The sequence below is a fragment of the Cupriavidus oxalaticus genome, assembly GCF_004768545.1.
Lineage (GTDB): Bacteria > Pseudomonadota > Gammaproteobacteria > Burkholderiales > Burkholderiaceae > Cupriavidus > Cupriavidus oxalaticus_A.
Genome location: NZ_CP038639.1, coordinates 87,223 through 108,176, shown reverse-complemented (window position 1 = coordinate 108,176; position 20,954 = coordinate 87,223). Strand labels below are relative to the sequence as shown.

General features: G+C 64.8%; 19 protein-coding genes and 3 pseudogenes. 8 read left to right on the top strand and 14 right to left on the bottom strand.

What is annotated here, in order from left to right; genetic code table 11:
* Positions 1 to 479: 479 nt before the first annotated feature.
* Both E0W60_RS34995 and E0W60_RS34990 read right to left on the bottom strand, forming a co-directional pair.
* Positions 480 to 704: a DUF2798 domain-containing protein gene (locus tag E0W60_RS34995; protein WP_135707738.1), complete on the bottom strand. Its 225-nt coding sequence runs from the start codon at positions 702 to 704 to the stop codon at positions 480 to 482.
* A 5-nt stretch (positions 705 to 709) separates the two neighbouring features.
* Entirely contained in the window at positions 710 to 1,129 is a 420-nt protein-coding gene (locus E0W60_RS34990; protein ID WP_135707736.1) for an ester cyclase, read from the bottom strand.
* Between the two features lie 117 nt (positions 1,130 to 1,246).
* Here E0W60_RS34990 and E0W60_RS34985 point away from each other — a divergent pair, with 117 nt between their 5' ends.
* Positions 1,247 to 2,122: a LysR family transcriptional regulator gene (locus E0W60_RS34985; protein WP_135707412.1), complete on the top strand. Its 876-nt coding sequence runs from the start codon at positions 1,247 to 1,249 to the stop codon at positions 2,120 to 2,122.
* Between the two features lie 126 nt (positions 2,123 to 2,248).
* A pseudogene (locus tag E0W60_RS38495) lies at positions 2,249 to 2,555 on the top strand (IS5/IS1182 family transposase); the annotation flags it as partial.
* A 630-nt stretch (positions 2,556 to 3,185) separates the two neighbouring features.
* Here E0W60_RS38495 and E0W60_RS34975 read toward each other — a convergent pair.
* The 7 genes from E0W60_RS34975 to E0W60_RS34945 form a co-directional block, all read right to left on the bottom strand.
* Positions 3,186 to 4,355 (bottom strand): iron-containing alcohol dehydrogenase, encoded by a 1,170-nt coding sequence (locus tag E0W60_RS34975; RefSeq protein ID WP_135707411.1) that lies wholly within the window; start codon positions 4,353 to 4,355, stop codon positions 3,186 to 3,188.
* 27 nt (positions 4,356 to 4,382) lie between these two features.
* Positions 4,383 to 6,014, bottom strand: coding sequence for an acyl-CoA synthetase (locus E0W60_RS34970; RefSeq protein ID WP_240746160.1), 1,632 nt, complete (start codon positions 6,012 to 6,014; stop codon positions 4,383 to 4,385).
* Between the two features lie 62 nt (positions 6,015 to 6,076).
* On the bottom strand, positions 6,077 to 7,255 hold the full coding sequence (locus tag E0W60_RS34965; RefSeq protein ID WP_135707410.1) for a CaiB/BaiF CoA transferase family protein: 1,179 nt from the start codon (positions 7,253 to 7,255) through the stop codon (positions 6,077 to 6,079).
* Between the two features lie 20 nt (positions 7,256 to 7,275).
* A complete protein-coding gene (locus E0W60_RS34960) occupies positions 7,276 to 8,049 on the bottom strand; it encodes an SDR family NAD(P)-dependent oxidoreductase (protein ID WP_135707409.1) in 774 nt (257 codons plus the stop codon).
* Positions 8,049 to 9,221, bottom strand: coding sequence for an acyl-CoA dehydrogenase family protein (locus E0W60_RS34955; protein WP_135707408.1), 1,173 nt, complete (start codon positions 9,219 to 9,221; stop codon positions 8,049 to 8,051). The genes E0W60_RS34960 and E0W60_RS34955 overlap by 1 nt, the downstream gene beginning before the upstream one ends.
* A gap of 36 nt (positions 9,222 to 9,257) precedes the next feature.
* On the bottom strand, positions 9,258 to 10,331 hold the full coding sequence (locus E0W60_RS34950) for a phosphotransferase family protein (protein ID WP_135707733.1): 1,074 nt from the start codon (positions 10,329 to 10,331) through the stop codon (positions 9,258 to 9,260).
* A gap of 40 nt (positions 10,332 to 10,371) precedes the next feature.
* The gene (locus E0W60_RS34945) at positions 10,372 to 11,619 is read right to left on the bottom strand and encodes an ABC transporter substrate-binding protein (protein WP_135707407.1); all 1,248 of its coding nucleotides are present in this window, start codon (positions 11,617 to 11,619) and stop codon (positions 10,372 to 10,374) included.
* Positions 11,620 to 11,817: 198 nt separating this feature from the next.
* On the opposite strand from E0W60_RS34945, the gene E0W60_RS34940 reads away from it, so the two are divergent.
* Positions 11,818 to 12,576 carry a FadR/GntR family transcriptional regulator gene (locus tag E0W60_RS34940; protein ID WP_240746158.1) on the top strand — a complete coding sequence of 253 codons (759 nt, stop codon included), beginning with the start codon at positions 11,818 to 11,820 and terminating at the stop codon, positions 12,574 to 12,576.
* Positions 12,577 to 12,588: 12 nt separating this feature from the next.
* Here the strand turns inward: E0W60_RS34940 and E0W60_RS34935 are convergent, their stop codons facing one another.
* Positions 12,589 to 13,494, bottom strand: coding sequence for a LysR family transcriptional regulator (locus tag E0W60_RS34935; protein WP_135707405.1), 906 nt, complete (start codon positions 13,492 to 13,494; stop codon positions 12,589 to 12,591).
* 185 nt (positions 13,495 to 13,679) lie between these two features.
* Here E0W60_RS34935 and E0W60_RS34930 point away from each other — a divergent pair, with 185 nt between their 5' ends.
* The 3 genes from E0W60_RS34930 to E0W60_RS34920 all read left to right on the top strand — a co-directional run bounded on the left by E0W60_RS34930 (position 13,680) and on the right by E0W60_RS34920 (position 16,573).
* Positions 13,680 to 14,213 (top strand): 2,4'-dihydroxyacetophenone dioxygenase family protein, encoded by a 534-nt coding sequence (locus E0W60_RS34930; protein WP_431189938.1) that lies wholly within the window; start codon positions 13,680 to 13,682, stop codon positions 14,211 to 14,213.
* Between the two features lie 126 nt (positions 14,214 to 14,339).
* Positions 14,340 to 15,653: an MFS transporter gene (locus tag E0W60_RS34925; protein ID WP_346769579.1), complete on the top strand. Its 1,314-nt coding sequence runs from the start codon at positions 14,340 to 14,342 to the stop codon at positions 15,651 to 15,653.
* 101 nt (positions 15,654 to 15,754) lie between these two features.
* A complete protein-coding gene (locus E0W60_RS34920; RefSeq protein WP_135707403.1) occupies positions 15,755 to 16,573 on the top strand; it encodes an alpha/beta fold hydrolase in 819 nt (272 codons plus the stop codon).
* Positions 16,574 to 16,598: 25 nt separating this feature from the next.
* On the opposite strand, the pseudogene E0W60_RS34915 reads toward E0W60_RS34920, so the two are convergent.
* From E0W60_RS34915 to E0W60_RS34900, 4 genes and pseudogenes are all read right to left on the bottom strand, one after another.
* A pseudogene (locus tag E0W60_RS34915) lies at positions 16,599 to 16,849 on the bottom strand (DUF779 domain-containing protein); the annotation flags it as partial.
* 423 nt (positions 16,850 to 17,272) lie between these two features.
* A complete protein-coding gene (locus E0W60_RS34910; RefSeq protein ID WP_135707402.1) occupies positions 17,273 to 17,920 on the bottom strand; it encodes a 4-carboxy-4-hydroxy-2-oxoadipate aldolase/oxaloacetate decarboxylase in 648 nt (215 codons plus the stop codon).
* A gap of 26 nt (positions 17,921 to 17,946) precedes the next feature.
* Entirely contained in the window at positions 17,947 to 18,930 is a 984-nt protein-coding gene (locus E0W60_RS34905; protein ID WP_240746157.1) for a Bug family tripartite tricarboxylate transporter substrate binding protein, read from the bottom strand.
* Positions 18,931 to 18,961: 31 nt separating this feature from the next.
* Positions 18,962 to 19,636 (bottom strand): RraA family protein, encoded by a 675-nt coding sequence (locus E0W60_RS34900; protein ID WP_135707401.1) that lies wholly within the window; start codon positions 19,634 to 19,636, stop codon positions 18,962 to 18,964.
* Positions 19,637 to 19,722: 86 nt separating this feature from the next.
* Here E0W60_RS34900 and E0W60_RS34895 point away from each other — a divergent pair, with 86 nt between their 5' ends.
* Positions 19,723 to 20,649, top strand: a complete 927-nt coding sequence (locus tag E0W60_RS34895) for a LysR family transcriptional regulator (RefSeq protein WP_135707400.1) — start codon at positions 19,723 to 19,725, stop codon at positions 20,647 to 20,649.
* A gap of 17 nt (positions 20,650 to 20,666) precedes the next feature.
* A pseudogene (locus tag E0W60_RS34890) lies at positions 20,667 to 20,756 on the top strand (AMP-binding enzyme); the annotation flags it as partial.
* Positions 20,757 to 20,954 lie beyond the last annotated feature (198 nt).

Below are 20,954 nucleotides of genomic sequence, written 5' to 3'. Positions count from 1 at the left end.
TTCATTCGACCATGTTTGGCTTTCGCCTTTCTTGGAGCTCCGTTGTTTTTGGGCAGGGTCGCAGCGTCAACGCGACGATCTCTCAGGAATGCGCGGAGCGCATCCAAACGGTGAGCTTGAAATTCCGGGTGCGTGAACGGCGTTACTACTCACTGCTCGTAGACCCGCAGTAACACGCACGACCGAGACCAGGGCGCCGCTAGAAGCACCCTCGCGGCGAGCGAAAGTACCCCGTGGCGCGTGGAACTTGTGGAGCAGGCGGAATACGGTAGAGGTACACCCCGTAGAGGCTGCGGGCGGTGAAGCAGGACTGCTCAGCTACGACAACGCCACAGGCGAGCGACGGACGACGTCAATTTCTGAGATTCCTCCCGATCTCGACGTACAGTCTGAAGGTCGACATCAGCGCGCATCCGACGACAGCTCCGCTTCGGGCTGCGCCGGCGAAGCGTTTTCGCGCAGCTGCGGCAGCCGGAGGCCTAGCGCGTTAGCACATTGACGGCACGTCGAATGGAGGGCGCGACCAGCAGCACGATTGGCAGTATGAGGGCCCACGACACGACGTAGGCGTTCAGCCAGTGCGAGATGAAAGTACCGCTCGCCAGAAAGGGCTCATTGGCGATTGCAGCAGTAATGGCGCAACTGATGGCAGATTGGATCGCGCCGAACACCAAATGGCCGTATCGCCGTGGGATGCCAGACATGTCGGTCAAACGGTTACGCCAGACAGGCTGCGATGGACTTCCAGCGCGCTACGCTCGACCCAGTTGTGCTGTATCAATCCATCCTCGCCTACATGCAGCACGGCGGTGCCGGTCATGCGGATCGGTGACTGGCATGGCGACGAGCCCATAAAGCCGTTGTTCCTGCCACTAACGAGCCAGCGCGACACCACTCGATCACCGCTTTCATTTTGGAACGTCTCGATAACTTCGAAGCGGAAATCTTCAATGCTCTCAAGAAAGGCCGCCACCCATCGCTTGAACTGGGGTCGCGAGCGGATCTCGACGCCGCCAGACGTAATGACGAAGTCTTCAGCAACTAGATCATCGATCGCATCGGGGTTCCTCGCTTGCCATACCTGACGCCAGAAGTTTTCAACAACGGCAATTGAATCTCTGCGGCACATCACATCATTCTCCAGAACAATGGTTGATTTGTTGGTGTACCGATTATTGGCACTTGCAATCAAGAAGACAAACGAATAATGTTTCTTGCATCCATTCGTTAAACTGCTTGATGCACTATGCATGATGTCGAACCTGATCTGCTGAGAGCATTCGTGGCGGTCGCCGAGGCCGGGAGTTTCACCGCTGCTGCGGGCATCATCGGTCGCTCGCAGTCTGCGGTCAGTCAGAAGCTATTGCGACTCGAAGACGCACTAGGGTTACGCGTCTTCGAGCGCTCCAGCCGCTCCCTGGTCCTTACGCGCGACGGAGAGCGGATTCTCGTTGCGGCAAAGCGTTTGCTTGGTCACTACAACTCATTTTTGCAAGAGGTACGGGAAGCGCCCAAACCTGCCCTTTTTCGGTTGGGCATTTCCGAGAACCTTGTGCGGACGCAACTGCCGTCGTTGCTTTCCCGCTTCCGTCAGCAATATCCCGATGTGCAGATCGAACTAAGCACAAGCTCGACCCAAGGCTTGCTGACAGAATACGAGTCCGGCTTGCTCGATGTGGTGATCGCCAAGGCGAGGAATGGAGGAGCCACGGCCCGTGGACGCGTGATTTGGCGAGAACCTCTGGTCTGGCTGGCGGCCGTCGATCACCGCCCCGACCCTCGCCGCCCAGCCCGGCTTGTCATGATGCGGCCGCCATGCGCCTACCGCGAGATCATGACGGACGTTCTCAGGGACGTGCAGCGCGACTGGGTGGCCGCCTGCACCGCTAGCAGTCTTGGCGGAGTCCAAGCAGCCGTACTCGGAGGGTTGGGTGTGACAGTGCTCGGCAAGTCGTTTGTACAGGAAGGCATGCGCATCCTTTCCCCATCGACGCATTGGCCATCTCTGCCAACGGTGGAGGTGTCAGTGATCAGTGGCAACCCTGCGATGCAGCCGATGACGGAGCCGCTGATCACGATGCTGACTGAGGCGCTGCTCGAGAGCAGCGCAAAAGAGCCCTAGCTGCTGAAGTACCTCGACCACAAGTCAGCGTATGGACATGTCGAAGCATGATCTGAGAATTCGACACGAATCAAATTCCCACATCGCAGGCGCGCCTCATACACCTTTACCGAACGCCTGTTCATCATGCGACGGCTGGACGATTTCGTTACAAAGAACCTCCCGCTGCGCTCGATCCGCACCATGGTCAATCAGGCCTTAGCGAAGATGAACCGGCCTCGTTCTGGAGGATGTATGAGGCTGACATCAAGGGCGGTCGTCCGAGCATCGCGCCGGAGAAAGTTCCAAAGGCGATGTTGCTGCAGGTGCCCTACAGCATCCGGTTTTCGCCCCAGAACTGGCTGTCGGGCGAGCACTTTTGCGTGGACGGTTCGCTGATCCGAGCTTGGGCAGGCGCAAGAGCTTTGTTCGCAATGATGGCAGCGACCGCGACGACGAGCGCCATGGTGAGCACTGCTGACGCACACGTCGAGCCGATGCAGTCAAGATCATGCTTAACGATAGCCGACAGCAAGCTGATCGAACAAGGCTTTGGCTGGGTCAAGACAGTCAGACGCATGCGTCAGGTGATGGTGCGTGGACTGAAGCGAGTCGACCAGATGTTGTCCTGAGCATGGCCGCCTACACCCTCGTACGCATGCATTTGCGGGGACAGGCAAAAGTAACTTTACATAGACGCTGGATCTTGGCAGCGTCCTCCAACCAATAAGGTATCAGGTCACGCGCCGGGCCTACGGTAGCGCATCGTTCGCACGGATGCCTGAACAAGCGATACTTTTCATCGTGCCGCCCCTGTGTAGCACCCATTGCCCGCTCGTACAGCGCCAGCCGCGTGGCGCGTGGCTGATCGCTCAGGCGCTGCCATGACTTGCGTGGCTGCTAGCGGCGCGATTTCGACCGTCTCGCAGTAGGTAACCCACCGGCCCATGGCGACAATCTCGGTCGATGGGTGCGCACGCATGGAATCGCCTACGTTCGTCAACACCTCCGCGCAGCGCACCTTCGTCACACAAGGTGCGGAAGACCAGCGATTACGAAACTTCACGCGTGCGATATTGTCGCCTCACCAGGCCGACTGCAAAATATCGACCACCTGCTGGGCGCGGTCGATGCGACGCGGGTTGGCGCGCACCCATTGGTTCTCCAGCGCCAGCTGTGCCAGGGTTTCGAACTGCGCTGGCCCGATGTCGAGTTCCCGCAGCCGCGTCGGCAAGCCCAGGTCATGGATCAGCGCGGACACCAGTCCAGCCGCGTCGGCTCCCTCATGTCCCAGCGCGCGCGCCACGGCCCGTTGCGCCGGCGCCGTCACCCCGAGGTTGTAGCGCATCACCGCCGGCAGCAGCACGCACGAGGTGATGCCGTGCGGAACGCCGAGGGCGCCGCCCAGCACGTGCCCGATCCCATGGCTGGCGCCGTAGCGTACGCGGTTGACGCCGCTGGCGCAAAGCCAGACACCAAGCTGGCAGTCCAGGCGTGCCGCATGGTCCGCCGGATCTTCGCGGTGTCGGCGCAAGGCGGCGACCAGTAGTGCCAGTCCGTGCAGGCAGGTGGCGTCCGTCATGGCTTGCGCATCGACCGAGCAGACCGATTCCACCGCATGGTCGATCGCACGGATGCCGGTGGACAGCCAGAGCTGCGATGGCGTATGCAACGTGATTGCCGGATCCAGGATCACGCTGGCTGGCCCGATGCCATTCGCGGTGACATGATGCTTGCTGCCGCTGAGGGAGTCGGTGCAGCCGGCCAGGTCGCTGAACTCCGCCGCCGACAGCGTGGTTGGCACTGCGATCTGCCGGCACGGCGGCGCAGGGATCTGTGGCACCTGCGGCTGCCCGGCGGCATCGACCCGCACGCGAATGGCATCCATGGCGGCGGCCGTGCGCACGTCCTGCGCCAGGCAAGCCAGCGCGACCTTGACGGTATCGATGGCGGTGCCACCGCCGATGGTGACGACCAGGTCGGGACGCGCCTCGCGCATCGCGCCGGCCAAGGCCATCACGGCGTCGCGCGGCACGTGTTCGACGCAGGCATCGAACAGGCCGACCAGCTTGTCGCGCAGGCCGGCGGTGGCGCCGCTCACTGCGCTGGTGGTGCGGTTCAGGGTGCGGCTGCTGACCACGAACACGCGCGTGGCGCCACGCTGGCTGGCCTCCTCGGCCAGCACTTGCGCGGCGGGGCGGCCGAAATGCACGCGTTCAAGCGGCAGGTAGCGGTAGGTTCCGACTGGCATCATGACTCCGGGGATTGCGGGGGGATTTTTTCATGCGCGCTGGCCGGGCGCACTGTGCGCCGCGTATTCGCGATCGCGCAGCAGGCGCCGCATCAGCTTGCCGCTGGCAGTCTTGGGCAAGGCGTCGACGAAGGCGATCGCGCGCGGATATTTGTAGGGTGCCGTGACCTGCTTGACATGGTCCTGCAGCGCGCGCGCCAACGCATCGTCCGCCGTGAAGCCCCGCCGCAGCGTGACGAAGGCCTTGACGATCTCGCCGCGCTCCGCGTCGGGGCTGCCCACCACCGCGCATTCCAGCACCGCCGGATGCTCGATCAGCGCGTTCTCCACCTCCATCGGGCCGATGCGATAGCCGGCCGAGCTGATGATGTCGTCGCTGCGACCGTCGTAGTACAGGTAGCCGTCGGTATCGGCATGCGCCAGGTCGCCGGTCAGAAAATATTCGGTGCCTTCATGCTGTGCGCGGGTCGTGGCGGTCAGGGCGGGGTCGTTCCAGTAGCCGAGCATCACCTGCGGATGCGGCAGCCGCAGTGCAAGCTGGCCACTGGAGCCGGCGGGCAGCGGGCGCCCCTGCTCATCCAGGATCGCCAGCACCGAACCCGGCAGCGGCAACCCCATCGAGCCGGCACGCGTGGGCACGCCCGGTGGATTGACCACTGTCATCAGCGTTTCGGTCTGCCCGTAGCCTTCGCGCAGTTCCACGCCGGTGGCCTCGCACCAGCGGCGCACCACCTCCGGGTTGACCGCTTCGCCCGCCGAAACGGCCAGCCGCAGCCGGCTCAGATCGTAGTCGGCGAAGCGCGCGTTGACGAGGTGGCGGAACTCCGTCGCGGCGCCGCAGAACACGGTGACTCCGTGGCGCGCGATCAGCGCCAGCCGTTCGGCCGGGTCGAACGGGCCGTTGTAGAACAGCACGGCGGTACCCGCCGACCATGGCCCGAACAAGATGCTGGTGCCGGCCTTGCTCCAGCCGGTATCCGCAGTGCACCACATCAGGTCGTCGGCGCGCAGGCCCTGCCAGTGGCTGGCCGACACGCGCCAGCTGTAGAGCGCGCGGGTTGCGTGCAGTACGCCCTTGGGATTGCCGGTGGAGCCGGACGTGTAGTAGAGGATGGCCGGCTCGTCCGGCGCCAGGTCGGCGCAGGTGAACTCGTCGCTGCAGCCGGCAAGCGCCGCGTCGAAGTCGAGCCAGTCCGGGGCGCCGCCCACGGCAATGCGGGTGCCAATGCCATGGATGCCGTCGAACTTGCCGATGCTGTCGCGATGCGCGATCACGGCGGTCGCGCCGGCATGGCCGATGCGGTAGCCGACGTCCTTGGCCGTCAGCATCTCGATGCAGGGGATCGGCACCGCGCCCAGCTTGAGGCAGGCGATCATCGCGATCTGCCAGTGCGGAATGCGCGGCAGCATGATGATCACGCGGTCGCCGCGGCGCACGCCTGCGCCGGCCAGCAGGTTGGCGCAGCGGTTCGTCAGGGTGCGCAAGTCGCCGAAGGTATAGCGGCGCTCGGCGCCGGTGTGATCGCACCACAGCAACGCGAGCTTGCCGGGCTGCAGCCGTGCGTGAGCGTCCACCACGTCACGGCCGAAATTGAAGCTTGCTGGCAGGCACCAGCGGAAGCGCTCGTAGGTGTAGGCGTAGGCCGTCATCGGGTCGGGCATGTCTTGTCTCCTGCGGCGCTGCGATGGCGCCGCCTGCATTGGCATCAGGTAAAGAATCTGCGCTAGATCACCGCGCGTTCGCGCAGACGAGCGACTTCATCGGCGGAATAGCCGAGTCCGGCAAGCACGGATTCGTTGTGCTCGCCCAGCCGCGGCGGCGGCAGCCTGATGCTGCCAGGCGACGCCGAGAACTTGATCGGGAAGCCCAGTTGCGGGATGCGACCTTCGACCGGATGGTCCAGGTACTGCAGCATGTCGCGGTGGCGCAGCTGCGGATCGTCGAAGGCCTCGGCCATGGCGTTGACGGGGCTGGCCGGGATGTCAGCCTGCGCCAGGCGCTCGACCCACGTATCGCGTGCCTCGGCACCGAAGACCGAGGTCAGGACAGCCTTCTGCAGCAGGGCCTCTTCGCCGCTCGGCCATTGCATCGGCTTGAAGTCCGGGCGGGCGATCAGGTCGCAGAAGCGGTGCCAGAAGTGCGCCTCGATGATGCCGAGCGAGAGGTGACGGCCATCGGCGCAGCGATAGACGTTGTAGCAGGGCGCCTGGCCGATGAAAGGCCGCTCGCCGCCGCGCGGCTCCACGCCCCCGAACAGGTGGTCCGCCGCGTGGTAGCACAGCCAGCTCACCAGACCGTCGGTCATGGCAATGTCGACGAACTGGCCGCGTCCGCTGGCACCGCGCGCCGACAGCGCGGTCAGGATGCCGACCGCCGCCATCAGCGAACCCCCGCCGACGTCGGCGATCGACAACCCCGGCACGATCGGCCCGGTTTCGGGCGTGCCGAACAGCTGCAGCGCACCGGTCAGCGCCATGTAGTTGAGATCGTGCCCCGCCGCCTGTGCGCGCGGACCGTCCTGGCCGTAGCCGGAGATCGCGCAGTACACCAGGCGCGGATTGGCTGCGGCCAGCACATCGTAATGCAGCCCCAGGCGCTCCATCACGCCGGGGCGGAAACCCTCCACCACGACGTCGGCCTCGCGCGCGAGCCGCAGGAACACCTCCTTGCCCTCGGGCGCCTTCAAATCTAGCGTCAGGCTGCGCTTGTTGCGGTTGAGCAGCAGGAACGACCCCGATTCCTGCTTGTGGATCGGGGCGAACTGCCGGTTGTAGTCGCCTTGCCCGGGTTGCTCGATCTTGAGCACGTCGGCGCCGTAGTCGGCAAGCAGCTGCGTGCAGAACGCACCGGGCAGCAGCCGGGTCAGGTCCAGAATCTTCAGTCCTTCCAGCGCGGAGGTCATGGCGGTCTCGCAGAGGTTTGTCAGGTGGCGGTCCAGCCGCCGTCCACCAGCAGGCTGTGGCCGGTGACATACGCGGCAGCCGGCGAGGCCAGGAACACCGCCGCGCCCGGCACGTCGTCCAGGTTGCCGAAGCGGCCCATCGGGATCCGCGACAGTAGCTTCGCGCCGATATGCGGATGCGCGACCACGCCGGCGGTCAGGTCGGTCTGCACGAAGCCGTAGGCAATGGCGTTGACGCGGATGCCATGCTCGGCCCAGTCGTGGGCCAGCGCCCTGGTCAGTTGCTCCACGCCTCCCTTGGAGGCCGCATAAGGCACCTGCCGCTTCAGTCCGATATGCCCGGCGATGGAGCTGATGTTGATGATCGCGCCCTGGCGGCGCGGCAGCATGGCGGCGCCCAGCTCCCGGCAGCAGCGATAGACGCCGCTCAGGTTCACGTCCAGGATCTGGTGCCATTCCGCCGCGGTGGTGTGCTCCATTGAAGCATAGTGCGGATCGATGCCGGCGTTGTTGACGAGGATGTCGATCTGCCCGAAGCGGTCGAGCACTGTTTCGCGCAGGCGTCGGATCTCGTCGTCGCTGGCCACGTCGGCGGTGACCGCCAGCGCCTGGGCGCCCTGGATGGTGATGGTGTCGGTCACGTCGGCCAGCGTGCCGGCGGTGCGTCCGCAGACCGCCACCGCGGCGCCGTGTGCCGCCAGCGCTTGCGCGATCGCGCGGCCGATGCCGCGGCCGCCGCCGGTCACCACCGCAACCTTGCCGCGCAGGTCGAACAGCGTTGCATGGTTGGTCATCAAGCCGCCTCCGTACGCAGCACGCGGCGCGCGATGGCCCAGCGATGGACTTCGGAAGGGCCGTCGTATATGCGGAAGGCGCGCGCCTCGCGGAAGATCTGCTCGACCACCGTGTCGCGCGTCACGCCCAGCCCGCCCAGTATCTGCATGCAGCGGTCCGCCACGCGGAAGATCGCCTCGGCGCAGAACACCTTGGCCATGCTGGACTCGTGCCGCGCATGCAGACCTTGGTCGAGCAGCCACGCCGTATGCCAGATCGACAAGCGGCACAGGTGCATGTCGATCTCGTTGTCGGCGAGCATGAAGCCGACGCCTTCATGCTCGCCGATCGGCTTGCCGAATGCGTGCCGTTCGCGCGCATGCGCGGTGGCGATGTCGTGCGCGCGGCGCGCGGCACCGAGCCAGCGCATGCAGTGCGTGAGCCGCGCCGGGGCCAGCCGTACCTGCGCATAGCGCAGGCCCTGGCCGACTTCGCCGAGCACCTGGTCGGGGCGGACGCGGCAACCTTCGAAGAACACCTCGGCATGCCCGCCGGCAAAGCTCTGGTCGATGCTGTCGATGATGCGGCCGATGCGGATGCCCGGAACGCGCATGTCGGTCAGAAACATGGTCGGTCCGCCGCCCTCGCCAGGCACGTGTGCCATCACGATGGCAAAACCGGCACCATCGGCACCGGTGATCAGCCATTTGTGGCCATGGATCACGTAGCCGTCGCCGTCGCGCTCGGCCGTGGTCTGCAGCAGCGCGGGATCGGAGCCGGCGCCGGGATGCGGCTCCGTCATGCAGAAGCAGGAGCGGATCTCCGCTGCCGCCAGAGGGCGCAGCCAGCGGGTCTTCTGCGCGGGCGTGGCCACGGCTTCCAGCAGGTGCATATTGCCTTCGTCGGGCGCGGCGCAATGCAACGCAAGCGGACCGAGGAGCGAATAGCCGGCTTCCTCGAACACCACCGCGCGGCCGAGATGCGACAGTCCCAGGCCGCCCCATTGCTCGCCGACGTGTGGCGCCAGCAGCCCTGCCTTCCTTGCGCGGTCGTTGAGTGCCACGCGCAGCGCCTCGGTGGGGCCGTGCGCGCCGCGGCCGGGATCGGCCTCCAATGGCAGGATCTCGTCGTGGATAAACGCCGCGGTGCGCTGGCGCAGCGCCTGCAGCGGCTCGGGTAAGCTGAAATCCATCTGGCTTGTCTCCATATTGCGGATGGGGTGTCCGCCTTAGCTCGCGCGTCCGCGCGCGATGTCGTGCGTGAAATCCAGGATCGATTGGCCGATGTGGCCGAAGCGGGCATAGCGGGGCTCGGTGGTGGCGCCTGCGAGATAGCGCGCATGCAACTGCAGGAACACCACGCCGAGCTTGAACATTGCCAGCACGCGATGGAACGGCAGGTCCGACAGGTCGCAGCCGGTGCTGCGGCGATAGGCTTCGACGACTTCCGCGCGCGACGGGAAACCGGGCGCAGTGGTTGGCATCTGGCGCAGTTCGCGCACGGCCTCGGGGTCGCCCGGCTCGGTCCAGTAGCTGAGCAGCGTGGCCAGGTCGAACAGCGGATGGCCACGCGTGGCCATGTCCCAGTCCAGCACGGCGCGCGGGCGCAGGGTTTCGGGATCGAGCACGATGTTGTCGAGCTTGAAGTCGCAGTGCAGCAGCGTCGGCCTGGCGTCAGGCGGGCAATGCGCGCGCAGCCACTGCGACAGCTCGCGCACGGCGATGCGGGGCGCCGCGCCGCCGAGGGCTTCGGCGCGGCGCGTCCAGCCTTCGATCGCGCGGGACAGGAAGCCTTCGGGCTTGCCCAGGTGATCCAGGCCGACCTCGGCGGCGTCGGTGCCGTGCAGCTGCACCAGCAGGTCGACCAGCGTGCGGGCAAGCCGCGGACCGGCGACGCGGCTGTCCAGCCACTGCGGCAGGTCGGCGCCGATGGTCAGGCCCGGGCGGTATTCCATCACCAGGAAATGCGCGCCCAGCACATCGGGATCGACGCAGTACAACAGGCTGCGCGGCGCCTGCGGGAAGCGCAGCCACAGCCGGCTGCTGAGCACGCGGTGCTCGCGCGCCATGTCGTTGGCGCCGGGCGGCAGCGGGCCGGGAGGGGGGCGCCGCAGCACGCATGGCTGCCCGTCCAGGCGGATCAGGTAGTTCAGGTTCGCCAGGCCGCCGGCAAACTGCCTCGGCATCTCCGACAGGTCAAGCTGGTGGCCGAGTCCCGCGAGATACCGGCGCAGCCGGGCCCAGTCGAGCGGCACGGACTGGCTGCGCGGACGGAAGCCGGCCAGTTCCGTATCCGCTTGCATTGGTGGGCGCGGCGTGGCCGGGAGGGTCGTCGCCACGGCCTTACTCCTTGCGCGCGCCGGCGCAGGTCGATCGGGCGAGCGGCAGGAAGGCCTGGTCGCCGGGGATGACCTGCCGCACGTGGTAGTAGTCCCATGGGTACTTCGACTCGGCGGGCGCCTTCACTTGCAGCAGGTACATGTCGTGCACCATGCGTCCGTCTTCGCGCAGCTTGCCATTGCGAGCGAACATGTCGGCGACGGGCAGCTCGCGCATCTTCTTCACCACGGTCATCGAATCGTCGCTGCCCGCGGCCTGCACTGACTTCAGGTAATGCAGCACCGCGGAGTAGACGCCTGCCTGCGCCATTGTCGGCATGCGCTTCTGCACCGCATGGAAGCGCCTGGACCATGCGCGGGTCTGCTCGTCCAGGTCCCAGTAGAAGCCTTCCGTCAGGAACATGCCCTGCGCCTTGTCGAGGCCAAGGCTGTGCACGTCGGTGATGAACATCAGCGTCGCGGCCATGGTCTGCTTGCGCGTGATGCCGAAGTCCGCCGCCTGCTTGATGGTGTTGGTGGTGTCGTTGCCGGCATTGGCCAGCGCGATCACCTTGGCCCTGGAGGCCTGCGCCGCCAGCAGGTAGGACGAGAAGTCCGAGCCGGGGAACGGGTGCGTCGAGCGCCCGACGACCTTGCCGCCGCCGGCGATAACCACCTCGGATGCGTCTTTCTCCAGCGCGCGGCCGCCGGCGTAGTCGGCGGTGATGAAGTACCAGCTGTCGCCGCCGCGCTTGAGCACGGCGCGGGCGGTGCCGGTCGCGAGCGCATAGGTGTCGTAGGTCCAGTGCAGTGCCGTGGGGGTGCAGTCCTCGTTGGTGATGCGCGTCGAGGCACCGCTGGACACGATCACGAGCCGCTGCTTTTCCCTGGCCAGCTTGACCGCGGCCAGCGACGCCGAGGACGCGGGCAGGTCGACGATCATGTCGACCTTGTCCTCGTCGAACCACGCGCGCGCCTTGGTCGATGCGATGTCGGGCTTGTTCTGGTGGTCGGCCGAAACCAGGCGGATCGCGAACGATGGCCTGGCGCTGGCCTTGAAGTCTTCCACCGCCATTTTCGCGGCCAGCACGGAGCCCGAGCCGGACAGGTCGGAGTAGATCCCCGACAGGTCGGTGAGGACGCCGATGCGCACCTCTTGCTCGGAAATCGCGGATGAAGGGGCGGGCGGCGTGGCAGCCTTTTGCGCCAGCGCGGGCGGCATGGCGAGCGCCAGCGCCCACGCCACCGCCGTGGTGAGTGGTTTGCGTTGCATTTGTCTCCTCTCCTGGCCGTTATAGCGGCCGGTGGGTGTGGACCGAAATTCTGTCGGTTTGTCTGACAATCAGAATAGCAGCCACTTTTCCGTTGTCAAGCGCTGGCGAGATTTGACAGCGGGGAAGTGATTGAATAGTCTGATGGTCAGACAATGAGACCAGCCGGTGCACACGCCGGCCCAGACAAGGACACTGCGTTGGAAGCCGCATTCGAAAAGATCCGCACCGTCCCGGCCTACCGGGTGCTGGCCGAGGCCATGATCGAACGCATTCTCGACGGCAGCCTGCGCGAAGGCGATCCGCTGCCGACCGAGGCGAAGCTGTGCGAGATGTTTGGCGTCAACCGCTCCACCGTGCGTGAAGGCATCCGCGTTTTGGAGGAGGCCAACCTGGTGCGCCGCGAGCATGCCAAGAAAATGGTCGTGACGCGGCCCTCGGAGGCCGAGGTCGGCAAACAGCTGGAGCGCGCGCTGGTGCTGCACGAGATCGTCTTCGACGAACTGTGGCAGGCGATGTCGGTGCTGGAACCGCCGATGGCGCGGCTGGCTGCGGCGCGCGCCACGCCCGAAGCGCTGGAGCGGCTGGACGACAACCTGCGCAGGACCGAACTGGCACTGAAGGCTGGGGACAGCCTGGTGGAACTGGACATCGAGTTCCATGGCATCGTCGCCGGCATGAGCGGCAACCGCGCGCTGGTGCTGGCGCGCGAACCGCTCAGCCGGCTGTTCTATCCGGCGTTCGCCGCCGTGATGACACGTGTGCCGGTGGCGGGCAAGCGGCTGCTGGACGCGCACAAGGCCATCGTTGCCGCGATCCGCGCCGGCGATGAGGCCGCCGCCGAAACGTGGATGGAGAAACATGTGCAGGACTTCCGGCGCGGCTACCAGGCCGCCAAGCTCGACCTGCAGTCGCCGGTGGCGTCGCCACACCGGGTGGCGGGGGCGCGCGGGGAGTGATGCTGCCGGGCGCTACCGCGCCCAGGGCTGTGCCGCCAGCCGTTCCGTCAGAAAATCGCAGAAGACCTTGACGCGCGGGCTCAGATGCTTGCGGTTGGGGTAGACCAGGTAAAGCGGCTCCTTGGACGGGTCCTGGTAGGACTCCAGCACGGGCACCAGGCGCCCGGCAAGCAGGTCCTCGCCGATATGGAACTCGGCCAGGCGCACGATGCCGAAGCCGCCGAGCGCTAGGTCGCGCGCAATCTCGCCCTGCGTGGTGTCGACCACGCTGGCCGGCCGCACGCCGTAGGTCGTGCCGTCCATGGCGCGGAACGGCCACACATTCCATTCGCTGACAAAGCTGAAGCCGACGCAGGTGTGTTGCTGCAGCTCGTCCGGTGTCCGCGGGGTGCCATGCCGTTCCAGATAGGCGGGCGCGGCGCAGACGATCCACCGGCTCGACGCGATCTTGCGCGCCACGCGCGATGAGCTGGGCAGGGCGCCGCTATGGATGGCGATATCGACGCCCCGGTCGAACGCGTCTTCATACTGCGGTGCGATATGGAATTCCACCGACAGTCCCGGGTGTGCCTGCAAAAACTCCGGCAACCACGGCACGATCTGGTGCCGCGCGAACGTCAGCATGGTATGGACGCGGATTTTGCCGCGCAGCGTCTCGCCAAGCGCTTCGCCGTGCGCTTGGGCATCGGCCATTGCTTCCACCACCATCTCGGCGCTGGACAGATAGCGCTGGCCCTCTTCGGTCAGTGCCACCGTGCGTCCCTGGCGCACGAACAGGCGCACGCCCAGCCGCGCCTCGAGTCGCGCCACCAGCTTGCTGACCGCCGACGGCGTGAGGTCGAGATTGCGGGCAGCCGCGGAAAAGCTGTGGCTGCGTGCCGACTGCAGGAATGCGACGAGCTCTGAGTATCTGTCCACGGTCCTGTTGCCCCTGCCTGCATCCTTCTCGTTAGCCGGCATTGTCGATGCATTGCGGCAGCGCAACTGTGCCGGCGTGTCACAGTGGCTATTCCGCCGCGGTGCTGGTTCGCGGCGTCATCGCGAAACACAATGCCCTCAACCCTGCCTGGACAGGGTCCGGTACCCACTCAAAGGAGCTCGCTGTGCAAGTGTATTCGCGCAAATTCCACAATCCCCGTGGCGTGCAGGCCGCGGTGAATCCGCTGCCGCCCGATGCGCGCCCGGACATTTTTTTCGGCAACCTGACCGACATCGACGACGTCCGCTGGATTCCGCAGGCCGACGGCGTCTCGTTCCTGCCGCTGTGCCTGGGCGTGACGCAGGGATATTACGTCAATCTGCTGCGCGTCCGTAAGTCCGGCGTGCTGTCCTGCCACAAGCACTTCGGCGCGGTGCACGCCGTGGTCCTCAAGGGGCGCTGGTTCTACCTCGAGCACGAAGAGATGTACACCGAAGGCTCCTTCATCATGGAGCCGCCCGGCGAAACACATACGCTGGTGGTGCCGGACGACGTGCCGGAAATGGTCACATGGTTCCACGCCATGGCGGGCTACATCTATCTCGAGGACGGCAGCATCATCGGCCACGAGGATGTCTTCACCAAGCTCGACGCCGCACGCCGGCACTACGAAGAGAACGGCCTGGACCAGCGCGACCTCGACAAGCTGATCCGCTGAGGCGCGCATCGCCGCCTGGCATTGCGAAGGCCTCCCTGCGGCATCACGACAGCACCGCGCGGCGGCGGCCGCGCGCGACAACACAGAGGATCTTGCCGACCCCGAGCAACGACCCGCGGAGACAATATGGAAATGCAGACCAGCCAGGCGCAGGACCTGGCACAGGCCCCGCGCGCCCCCGCGCGCCGCACAGCCGTGCGGACCATCTTTGCCGGCAGCATCGGCAACACGGTCGAATGGTTCGACTGGTCGGTCTATACGGTATTCGCCGTCTATTTCAGCAAGCAGTTTTTTCCCGGGCAGGACAGTACTGCCGCCTTGCTGTCCACTTTTGCCGTGTTCGCGATCGGCTTCTTCATGCGCCCGCTGGGCGGCTGGCTGATCGGCGCGTTCTCCGACCGCTACGGACGGCGCAGCGCGCTGACGCTGTGCATCATGATGATGGCTGGCTCGTCGTTCGTGATCTCGGTCCTGCCGACGTATGCGCAGATCGGCATCTGGGCGCCGGTGCTGATGACGGTCGCGCGCATGGTGCAGGGGCTGTCGGTTGGCGGTGAATACGGCGCGGCCACGACCTACCTGACCGAATCGGCGCCCGCGGCAAGGCGCGGCTTCTATGGCAGCTTCCTGTATTTCAGCATCGCCGCCGGGCTGCTGCTGGCGTCCGGGATGGCCTGGCTGATGACGCGCTACATGACGCCCGAGGCCTTGCATGAATACGGCTGGCGCATCCCGTTCTTCCTCGGCGGCTGCGGCTCGCTGTTCGGCTTCTGGCTGCGTCACGGCGTCGACGAGACGCAGGCATTCACCCGGCTGAAGGCGGCGGGAGAGATCCGCCGGCGCTCGTTGGGCTGGGTCTGGCAGCACCACCGCGGCGCGATGCTGCGGCTGATGGGCAGCACCGTGTTGCCGGCGTTCAGCTTCTACCTCTTTGTCAGCTATATGCCGGTGTACGCCATGCGCAAGGGCGGCGTCACGCCCGAGGTCGCCTTCCAGGCAAGTGCGATCGCCATCGCGCTGTTCATGCTGGCGCTGCCGCTGTGCGGAGCGCTGTCGGACAGGCTGGGGCGGCGGCCGCAGCTCATCGCCTTTGCGCTGGCCAATCTGCTGTTCCTGTACCCGGTCGTGTCGATGCTCAATGCGGACTTCCGGACGCTGCTGCTGATCGAGTGCTTCGGGATGCTGACGTATGCGCTGTATGCGTCGATCGCGCCGTCCATTATGGCCGAGTGGTTCGATACGCAGGTCCGCGGCGTGGGCATCGGCGCCGCCTACAACCTGGTGGTCGCGCTGATCGGCGGCACTACGCCGTACCTGCTGACGTGGCTGTCGTCGCGCGGGCATGAGGGCTGGTTCTTCCTCTATGTGGGCTGCGGCGCCTTCGTCACCCTGGTGACGTTCTGCAAGATGCCGGAAACACGCGGCGTGCCGCTGCGCTAACCGCCGCAAGCGCGGACGGGCTGCCGCCGCTGCGGGCTGCCTGTTGTTCCCGGCGAAGCCGGAGCACAATCCTTTTCAACCTCAAGAAGCGAGGCAACGACATGCAAAGACTGACGATCGACGTTGACGGCGTCGCCACAAGCTATCTCAGCGCCGGGAATCCGGCCGATCCCGTGGTGCTGATGATCCACGGCACTTTCTGGAGCCGCGTATGGCAGCCGGTGCTGGACGATGTGGCCGCGGCCGGACTGTATTGCGTGGCCGTGGACCTGCCCGGACTCGGGCACTCCGAAGGCGAACTGACGGTTGAGACCGCATCGGTCCCGGCGCTGGCGGCCTGGGTGGAACGGTTTGCGCGCGCGCGTGGGCTTTCCGGCCCGGTCGGGGTGGCGGCGCACGACATCGGCGGCGGCATCGCGCAGCACATGGTGGTGCAGGGCAACCTCGGTGTCAGCCGCCTCGCGCTGCTCAATGCCGTGATGTATGACTCGTGGCCCGTGCCCGCCGTGGCGCGCTACCGCGACCCCGCCGTAGCCGCCGCCACCACGCATGAGGAACTGGTCGCGGCACGGCGCACTGCCATCACGCGCTGCCTCGACCGCGCGGCGACGCCAGAGCGGGTGGAGGAATACCTGGCGCCATGGCTGCAGGCGCGCGTGGCGCGGAACTGGATTGCGCTGGCCGCTGCTGCGGATAACCGCCATACGCAGGCATTGGTGCCGGCGTTGCGCGAGTCGCCGATCCCCAAGTTGCTGGTCTGGGGCGAAGACGACCCGTTCCAGCAGATCGGGCATGCCGAACGCTTCGCGCGGGAGATGCCGCACGCGCAGCTAGTGCGGATTCCGCATGCGTGTCATTTCCCGGCGGAGAACGATCCAGACGCGGTGGCGAAGGCTTTGCGGGAGTTCTTCCAGCCCTGACGTGGCGCGCGGCGGGGCGGGGCTGCAAGCCCGGCTGCGCGGCCAGCCTCGTCGCTTCCTCATCACTGAACAGCTCCGACCGCGTCAGGAACCTCGGGCCCGTCGGCCCCTCCAGCGAGAACATCCCTCTCGCGCTCCGGCAACACGTCGATTACCAGCCGCGGGTGTTGCCAGTACTCGAACTGCGCGCGTCATGTAGAACGGCGCACCACCGAACTCGCCCACCCGTACATCGGCCGGTCCGACCAGCAGTTCGCCGTCGGGGTAGCACAACGGCTTTTGAGGGAAGCCGTTAAAGACCGACGGTCACGTCAACCGGCTCAAGTTCCTCAAGCGCCAGATGTATGGCCGGGCAACCATCGAGTTCCTGCGGCTGCGGGTATGGGAGAGAGCCAAACTGAACACCGGCCAGCTTTGCCTGACAAGACGAGTCCGTTCGCCATCGTCGAGGGTGGCGGTGTTCATCAGTTGGCTCAACAGCCTTCTCGACGCGGAGACGACGGCTGGAAGCCCGGTACATAGAGCTGGGCCGTTCTGGGAGCGCTGACCGCCTCGTGTTACAACGGATCGGGGTCATAGAGCTAAGGGACGCGCTCATTGGTAATGCGTCGCCATGATGGAAGCAAGCCGGAAGGCTGTCATTTTGTCCATCTGACTGTTTTCCGACTCATTGCCCTCAGGTTCTAGTCGGAAAGTTCGTCACCGCAGGCCGTATGAATCGAGCGTCGCCTGAAGCCCAAGAAGCTCGACCATCGTAGTCCCTTGCTCCAGTTTCTTCCTCATGCCGGCTTCTTTCTCCTCTCGCGCTTCGCCTGCGTCGATAACCGATTGGAGTTCCTCTGCTGCTACGACGACGAGTCCATCACGGTCGCCAACTATTATGTCGCCGGGATTGATTGGAGCGCCACCGACTACGACCGGTACGTTTAACCGTCCGGGCTGAACTTTGTTGGTTCCTCTGATGCAGAGGCCACGACAGAACACCGGGAAGCCCATCGCCACGATGTTTGTCGCATCGCGAACGGCGCCGTCGATAACCAGGCCTGCGATGCCAACCTTCCGTGCGGCAAATGTCAGCACATCGCCCCATGGACCAGCATTGACGAACTGCTTGGCATCGACGACGAGCACGTCCCCCGGCCGCGCTTTCGTCAGCGCATAGTGAATCATCAGGTTGTCCCCAGGCCGGATGTCGAGAGTCAGTGCGGGGCCGGCCAGCCGCATCGCAGGGTCCAAGGGCGCAATTGCCGAATCCACGGCGCCGCGCTGGCCCTGAGCTTCGTGAATGGTGGCGGTGCCCAAGCGATTGAGTCGCTCGAGCTGGTCTGCGGTTGCAGGATGGTTCATGTCGATAAATTCCGAATTCGTGTTGCTTAGTCGACCTTCGCGCCGGACTGCTTCACCAACGATTCCCAGTACGGCATCTCCTTCGTGATGAACGCACGGAATTGAGCCGACGTACCGCGCACGTCGCCGGAGCCCATATCGTTCAGTTTCGAGGCGACGTTGGGTTCAGCAAGGACGGCATTGAGTTCCGTATTCAGCCTCTGGACGAGCGGAGCGGGTGTTTCGGCGGGCACGAACAGGCCATACCAGTTTTCAATGACGAAGCCCGAAAATCCGGCTTCCTGCATCGTCGGGAGGTCGGGTAGCGTGCGCGAACGCCTTGCACCGGTGGTGGCCAGCAGGCGTAGTTTTCCCGACTTGATTTGCGGTGCGATTGCAGTCGTCGTTTCGAACGCAATGGGTACCTGGCCCGCGATGACGTCGCTCAGCGCGGGGCCTTGACCACGATACGGGACGTGCACCATGTCAAGCTGCCGATCGAGCTTCAGCATTTCGCCGGCCAGATGCTGCGGACTGCCGCTCCCACCGGATGCATAGCTGTATTTCCCCGGCGCGGCCTTGGTAAGGTCGACCAGTTGCCCGACGGTTTTCACGGGAAGCGATGCATTGACATAAAGAACGAGGGGAACCGAGGCAACTTCGCCAACCGGGACAAGCGCTTGAGTCGGATCGAGTTTCAGCTTATAGAGGTTCCGGTTTATGACAATCCCGGTATTGTTTCCAAGCAATGCCGTACAGCCATCCGGCTTGGCACGCGAGACAAACTCGGTACCGATGTTGCTGCTGGCGCCGCCTTTGTTGTCGACAATAACTGTAACGCCAAGCCGCTTGGACAGCCCAGGCGACACGATGCGAGCCAGGATGTCCGTTGTACCACCAGGCGGGTACGGCGATACGAGACGCAGGGTCTGGCAGGGATAGGCTTCAGCAGCCGCGACAGTTCCAGAGGTCACCGCGCAGGCTACGGTAGCGGCCGTCAATGCGGCCAGCGGATGCATCTTCCAGTTCATGTTGTTTCCGTTGTCCTTTGTCGTTGTGGTGTTAGTAGCCAGTGCGCTGCAGCGTGTGATAGCCAAACTGGCGTCGTGCCTCACCAAGCGCGGTGCCGGCCAGTGCGGCTCCGAGAATTTTTCCTTCCACCTCCCGGGTGAGAAGAGCGCGCTCAAACACCTCCGCGGCACGGGCTTCCGGCACGACCAGCACACCGTCGGCGTCCGCAATGACGAAGTCGCCAGGCTTCACGCGGACATCGCCCAGGCTGATGACTTTGCCCACGGCGCTGACCTGGACGCGGTCTTTTCCGGTTCGCATGAATCGCCCTCGTGCGTAAAGGGGGTAGTTGGCTTCCTGCGCTTCCGCAGTGTCACGACAGACGCCATTGATAACGGTGCCGGCAATGCCGCGGTGCTCAGCAATTTTGCTCATAATGCCGCCCCATACGGTGCAGTCGACTCGACCAGAGTTGTCGAGGACAGCAACTGCGCCGTTGGGGACGTCATCCAGGTAGTCGCCCACGGTCCCTGGCGTCGCGGTGTCGACTGGCACAAATGCGACCGTAAAGGCTTGGCCAAAGATGCGCGGCTTGCCTGCCTGATGTCCGATGCCGAGTGCGCTACCAGGCAGTTTGAAGTAGTCGAGCGCGTCCGAAATTTCGGCTGTGCTGAGGGTGCGAGCTGCGTCAAGCAGACTTTTCGCGGGGGTCGAGGCACCGTCCATTGCATAACTCCATGTGTGTTCGGCAGAGTTTCGAGTAAAGTCTGGCCTGAATCAAACGCCGAAAATTGGTCTTACATTAAGAAAAAATGAACTTGAAGCAGCTGCGGTACTTCTGTGAGGTAGTGGATGCCGGGAGCGCAGTGGCCGCGTCCAGTCGCCTGTTCGTCGCGCCAACGGCAATCAGCATGCAGATTTCGCAGCTTGAGTCGCTGCTTGGCGCGCCAGTGTTCGACCGGTCCAACCGGCCGATGACCCTGACATCCACGGGGAGATTCCTCTATCCGAGGGCGAAAGAGTTGCTGTCGCAAATGCGGCGGCTCGATGAGGAGGCAAGGGCGGTCGCAGCTGGCAATCTGGGTTGGCTCGGAATTGGATTCACGCGGTCCGCAATCTTCTCCATCGTGCCCGAGGCTGTGCGGCGCTTTCGCGAGAAGCTGCCAGGCATTCAGTTGGACCTGGTAGAGCAACTATCCGAGCATCAGCCCGATTCGCTGCGAAGTGGCCGAATCGACGTCGGCATCTCGCGCTACATTGGCGAGTTCGATAGGGCCAACGACCTTACCTACGTAAAGCTGTTTGACGACCCCTTCGTTGCAGCGGTGCCAATTCATTCGCCGTTCGCGAAGCGCAAGGCGGTTCGGGCTTCTGAACTAGATGCGCTGGCGCTCATCCAGTATCCGAAAGACCCTCAGAGTCGGTACGCTAACCAGATGGTGGATGCACTTCGTCAGGCCGAAGGCAATCCTCGCGCGGGCCATGAAGCCATTGAAATTCACACGGCGCTAGGCTTAGTCGCTGCCGGACTAGGGTTCACGCTGGTTGGCGCCTCGGTTGCTTCGGTTGAGAGACGTGACGTGGCATTTGTTCGTATTGCAAATATGCGAACGAAAGCGACCTTGGTGGCCGTGACACGAGCTGACGATGAGGGTCCTGTTGTGCAAGAGTTTGTTGCTACCTTGTCGCAGGTGCGTCCCGATGTCGCCGCTTATCAATCAGTCGCGCCGAGAAAGTAGCGCCCAACATTCCATAAAATATGGCTTCGTCGGAGGGGGAAGACGCGCTCCTGCAGCATCCAGCGGTGGCTGAATGTGGCGTAATTGGTGTGCCGGATGAGCAGCAAAAAGCGCCACCGGATTTGCCGAGAAGCGGGAGATGTCTAGCGTTCCCTGGTGGCAGACGTTCGCTTCGCTCTACGCTTGTGTACGAGCGCATCCTCGCCGATCCGCAGCCCGCCTCCCGTTGGGTGCGATCCGATGGAAATTTCGCCGCAATTCACGGAGCCTGTTGCGCTCGCCCGCCCCGCTGGCGCGCACCGGCT

What these genes read in the sequence shown, in the direction of transcription:
- E0W60_RS34995 (WP_135707738.1), bottom strand. Translation starts at nt 704, where the DNA reads ATGTCTGGCATCCCACGGCGATACGGCCATTTGGTGTTCGGCGCGATC.
- E0W60_RS34990 (WP_135707736.1), bottom strand. Translation starts at nt 1,129, where the DNA reads ATGTGCCGCAGAGATTCAATTGCCGTTGTTGAAAACTTCTGGCGTCAG.
- E0W60_RS34985 (WP_135707412.1), top strand. Translation starts at nt 1,247, where the DNA reads ATGCATGATGTCGAACCTGATCTGCTGAGAGCATTCGTGGCGGTCGCC.
- E0W60_RS34975 (WP_135707411.1), bottom strand. Translation starts at nt 4,355, where the DNA reads ATGATGCCAGTCGGAACCTACCGCTACCTGCCGCTTGAACGCGTGCAT.
- E0W60_RS34970 (WP_240746160.1), bottom strand. Translation starts at nt 6,014, where the DNA reads ATGCCCGACCCGATGACGGCCTACGCCTACACCTACGAGCGCTTCCGC.
- E0W60_RS34965 (WP_135707410.1), bottom strand. Translation starts at nt 7,255, where the DNA reads ATGACCTCCGCGCTGGAAGGACTGAAGATTCTGGACCTGACCCGGCTG.
- E0W60_RS34960 (WP_135707409.1), bottom strand. Translation starts at nt 8,049, where the DNA reads ATGACCAACCATGCAACGCTGTTCGACCTGCGCGGCAAGGTTGCGGTG.
- E0W60_RS34955 (WP_135707408.1), bottom strand. Translation starts at nt 9,221, where the DNA reads ATGGATTTCAGCTTACCCGAGCCGCTGCAGGCGCTGCGCCAGCGCACC.
- E0W60_RS34950 (WP_135707733.1), bottom strand. Translation starts at nt 10,331, where the DNA reads ATGCAAGCGGATACGGAACTGGCCGGCTTCCGTCCGCGCAGCCAGTCC.
- E0W60_RS34945 (WP_135707407.1), bottom strand. Translation starts at nt 11,619, where the DNA reads ATGCAACGCAAACCACTCACCACGGCGGTGGCGTGGGCGCTGGCGCTC.
- E0W60_RS34925 (WP_346769579.1), top strand. Translation starts at nt 14,340, where the DNA reads ATGGAAATGCAGACCAGCCAGGCGCAGGACCTGGCACAGGCCCCGCGC.
- E0W60_RS34920 (WP_135707403.1), top strand. Translation starts at nt 15,755, where the DNA reads ATGCAAAGACTGACGATCGACGTTGACGGCGTCGCCACAAGCTATCTC.
- E0W60_RS34910 (WP_135707402.1), bottom strand. Translation starts at nt 17,920, where the DNA reads ATGAACCATCCTGCAACCGCAGACCAGCTCGAGCGACTCAATCGCTTG.
- E0W60_RS34905 (WP_240746157.1), bottom strand. Translation starts at nt 18,930, where the DNA reads ATGAACTGGAAGATGCATCCGCTGGCCGCATTGACGGCCGCTACCGTA.
- E0W60_RS34900 (WP_135707401.1), bottom strand. Translation starts at nt 19,636, where the DNA reads ATGGACGGTGCCTCGACCCCCGCGAAAAGTCTGCTTGACGCAGCTCGC.
- E0W60_RS34895 (WP_135707400.1), top strand. Translation starts at nt 19,723, where the DNA reads ATGAACTTGAAGCAGCTGCGGTACTTCTGTGAGGTAGTGGATGCCGGG.